This window comes from Bacillus sp. 05T31, from assembly GCF_056396725.1.
Genome location: NZ_JBFTMA010000412.1, coordinates 1 through 3,834, shown reverse-complemented (window position 1 = coordinate 3,834; position 3,834 = coordinate 1). Strand labels below are relative to the sequence as shown.

Genomic DNA, 3,834 nt, shown 5'->3' with positions numbered 1-3,834 from the left:
TGGCGAGATAGAAGAGTTTGCACCAGAGAAAGCTGTTTCATTTGCGTCAGCAGCTGGAATGCTTGCACATACAATCGTCGGTGATACGCCAATGTCATCAGAGAAAGATATACTTCGGGCAATGACGGCATCAGTAGGTGATGTAGAAAGGTAGTGGGTGTAACGGTGAACGTAACGAGAAAAAGAGGTCCATTATATTTACAAATTAAAAATATTATTCGTGATCGAATATTACATGGTGTTTATGCCATTCATACAAATATTCCTTCTGAACCACAATTAGAAGAAGAGTTCAAAGTGAGTAAAATTACAGTGCGAAACGCAATTAAAGAACTCGTTCAAGAAGGATATTTAGAAAAGAAAAGTGGTAAAGGAACGAAAGTCATTCGAAATACTTCTGCGACAAAGCTTTCAAAGGGAAAGAAATTTACAGAAGTGTTAGTGGAAGAAGGCTATAAAGTACAAAAGAAATTGCTAAAGGCAGAAGTGGTTCATAATGAAGAAGGAACAGTACCATTTCGTTTGTTTGGTAAAGAGAGTTTTCGTATTGAGCGTCTATATGCTTTAAATGATACTCCGTACATTCATTATACTCACTATTTCTCAGCACAAATGGCAAGTACAGACTTAGCGGACTTTGACTTACAATCGCTTTATGATCTAGTCGAGGACCGTGGTATACATTTAGAAAACTTCAGAGATGAATTCGCTGTTGGATTTGCGCCTAATTTCGTTGCAGAAGCGTTAGGAGAAAAAGAGGGAACGGCGTTATTAAAACGTATGCGCTATTCTTACGATGAAGTTGGCGAAGTAATTGAATATAGTGAAGGCTACTACAATACGGAAATGCAGCATTACGTTGTAAATTATGATGTGTAAAAAATGAAGAGGGACCAATTCCCTCTTTTTCTGTAAAAAATTTTCATATCGAAGGGGAATGGGATATGGATATATACTTATTAATCGTCACGTTAATTGCGATCGCAATTGTTATTTTAGGGGTATCGTGGTGGAAGTGGCATGCATTTATTAGTTTAACAGTTGCCAGTCTATTTTTAGCTATTATGTCTGGGTTGAACTTGACCAAAATTGTTACTGCCTATGAAACTGGTGTTGGTAGTGTACTARGGCATTTAGTTGGTATTTTGGCTCTCGGAACAATTTTAGGGAAAATGATGTCTGATTCAGGAGCTGGCATGCAAGTAGCAGATTTCTTCATTCGATTCTTCGGGGTGAAAAAATTACCTTGGGCTATGTTATTCGCCGGATTTGTTATAGGGATTCCAGTATTTTTTGAAGTAGGGATTGTCATCTTATTACCACTCGTTATTTCAATTCGAAAAACAACGAAACAAAATATATTGTTAATTGCGTTACCTGTTATTGCTGGATTATCGATTGTACATGGGCTAGTGCCGCCGCATCCAGGTGCGATGACAGCAATCGGTATTTATAATGCGAATTTAGGAAAGGTACTATTGTATTCATTAATTATCGCGTTACCAACAGCAATTATCGCAGGACCGGTATTTGCAAAGTGGGTACATAAGAGGGTTATACCTGAAAATGAACCGGAGCTTGTTCGAGTTACGACAGTATCAACTGATTTACCGAGTCGTAAAGTTTCATTTTTTATTATTTTACTGCCAGTAGTTTTAATGATTTTATCAGTAGTCGCACCATATAGTTCATTACCGAAAAAAATGACGGAATTTTTTGTATTTATAGGAAGTCCGGTAATCGCTTTGCTTATTTCATGTTTCGCAGCGTTTTATTTGCTTGGCATAAAACAAGGAATTAATAAAAAGATGATTAAAAAATTAACAGATGAAAGTTTACTACCTGTCGGTTCCATTATTTTAATAATTGGTGCAGGCGGTGGATTTAAACAAATATTAATTGAAAGCGGCGTTGGAACAGCCATCGCTCAAATGGCAGAACACATTTCATTATCACCAATTGTATTAGCTTTCATGGTAGCTGGATTAATTCGAATTGCAACAGGGTCAGCTACAGTAGCATTAACGACAGCGGCAGGAATTGTTTCACCGGTTATTCAGCACATGTCTGGTGTAAATTTAGAATTGCTCGTTATTGCAACCGGTGCAGGTTCATTAATGTTTTCTCACGTAAATGATGCAGGATTCTGGCTTGTAAAAGAGTATTTAGGATTAACAGTGAAGGAAACRTTTAAAACGTGGACTGTACTTGAGACATTATTATCATTTATTGCATTTGGCTTTGCTCTTTTATTAAATATGTTTCTTTAGAAGATACCTTAACAGGTATCTTTTTTTTGCAGCTCTTTTCACGAAACAAGCCCGTTTTTAGGAAAGCCAAGCTTCCGATTCGCCCTGAAAACATAATATAAATGGAATCCCCTCATTTAGAACAAGAAGAACTTGTTATGAATGATACTAAAGGAGGAATAGAATAATGGGCGAAAAGTGTGAACACAGACATGATGATTGCGACCGCAGATGTGATGATTTCGATCGCAGACGTGGCTGCGGAGGCGGTTTTGCGCTTCTAATCGTATTGTTTATTTTATTAATCATTATCGGTGCTAGCTGCTTCGGCGGAGGCGGAGGCGGTTATGGTGGCGGTTATGGTGGTTACGGCGGTTATGGCGGCGGCTATGGTGGATATTGCTGCTAATTATTTAAAAACTATTGAAAATGGCCTTGTGCAATATGCACAAGGCCATTTTATTCATATTTTTATATGCTGTGATAATTTATTAATGTACAGAGAGCGGATTAAGAAAAAGAAAATAATCTCGATAATCCCGAAAAAGGTGAGTACAATCAGTAACTCTTTTAGTAACGAGAAAGAAAACATGCTTTGTAAAAACTTAACCGCAAATAACGTGTGAACACCAGCAACGATGTAAGGAACGAAAAATAAAATTCCTAATTGAATCGTTGCGGAGCGAAACATTTCTGATTCAGTTAAGCCCAGTTTTGTAATCGTAATGTACTTTTGTTTTTCATTCGTTAAGTCGTTATACATACGGAAGTATAAAACGCTAGCCGCTCCGATAAAGAAGATAAAGCCAAGAAATGCCCAAATAAAGAATTGAGCAACTGCATTTTCTTTATTATGGAGTAACTCATCAGTAGCTGTATAAATATTAAAAGGGACGGGAGATGCATGCTTATCATCTTTATGTGCCTCATAATATTTTTCGGTGTCATTACTAATACTTTTTAATATATTTTTCGTTGGAATAATTGCATTTTCCCAATTATCCACGAAGTAGTTATAAACTGTAATGGTTTCAATATGAGGAATCATAGTATCGATTGCATAATCTTGCATAATAACTAAATTTGCTAATGCAAATGGTGGTGCTATTCCTTTGTTAATAAATCCCTTTATATAAAACTCCTTTTTATTGGATTCAAGCGTAATTGTATTTTGTTTTACAAATGGATTTGATACAAGGTTTAATAGCTCTGGTGAATAGCCAGAAATAATGTAAACTTCTTTTGAATCAAGGGTGATTGTAGGTCTCTTTAACTGCTTAGCAATTTCGTTATAATCACTCATTTTCATAATTACAATCTCTTCTTTTGAAGCATTATCTTTTAAAAGCGTAAATTTATATTTTTTATATTGAAAATGAGCATTGGAAAGTTCGGATTCAATAGTATTAACGTGCTTTCGTTCAAGGGAATGATCCCCTTCTAATTTGTATGTGAAGGGAATAGGATATCGCTCTAGTATCGACGCTTTTGTATTATTATTTGCAGCAAATAGTCCGATAATAATCGTAAATGCAAGCGCAGATAGCATAGAAACGATAAAGAGTACATTAATATTACTACGGGT

General features: G+C 36.0%; 3 protein-coding genes and 2 pseudogenes. 4 read left to right on the top strand and 1 reads right to left on the bottom strand.

Annotation, left to right across the window (positions count from 1 at the left end; all coding sequences use genetic code 11):
- The 4 genes and pseudogenes from AC1DJR_RS20665 to AC1DJR_RS20650 form a co-directional block, all read left to right on the top strand.
- Nucleotides 1-154 (top strand): annotated as a pseudogene (locus AC1DJR_RS20665) (sugar kinase); the annotation flags it as partial.
- Nucleotides 154-879 (top strand): GntR family transcriptional regulator, encoded by a 726-nt coding sequence (locus AC1DJR_RS20660; RefSeq protein WP_002015828.1) that lies wholly within the window; start codon nt 154-156, stop codon nt 877-879. The pseudogene AC1DJR_RS20665 and the gene AC1DJR_RS20660, both read left to right, overlap by 1 nt.
- A 65-nt stretch (nt 880-944) precedes the next feature.
- On the top strand, nt 945-2,270 hold the full coding sequence (gntP, locus tag AC1DJR_RS20655; protein WP_477003392.1) for a gluconate permease GntP: 1,326 nt from the start codon (nt 945-947) through the stop codon (nt 2,268-2,270).
- A gap of 166 nt (nt 2,271-2,436) precedes the next feature.
- A complete protein-coding gene (locus AC1DJR_RS20650; protein ID WP_002164881.1) occupies nt 2,437-2,658 on the top strand; it encodes a YjcZ family sporulation protein in 222 nt (73 codons plus the stop codon).
- 54 nt (nt 2,659-2,712) lie between these two features.
- Here the strand turns inward: AC1DJR_RS20650 and AC1DJR_RS20645 are convergent.
- Nucleotides 2,713-3,834, bottom strand: a pseudogene (locus tag AC1DJR_RS20645) (ABC transporter permease); the annotation flags it as partial.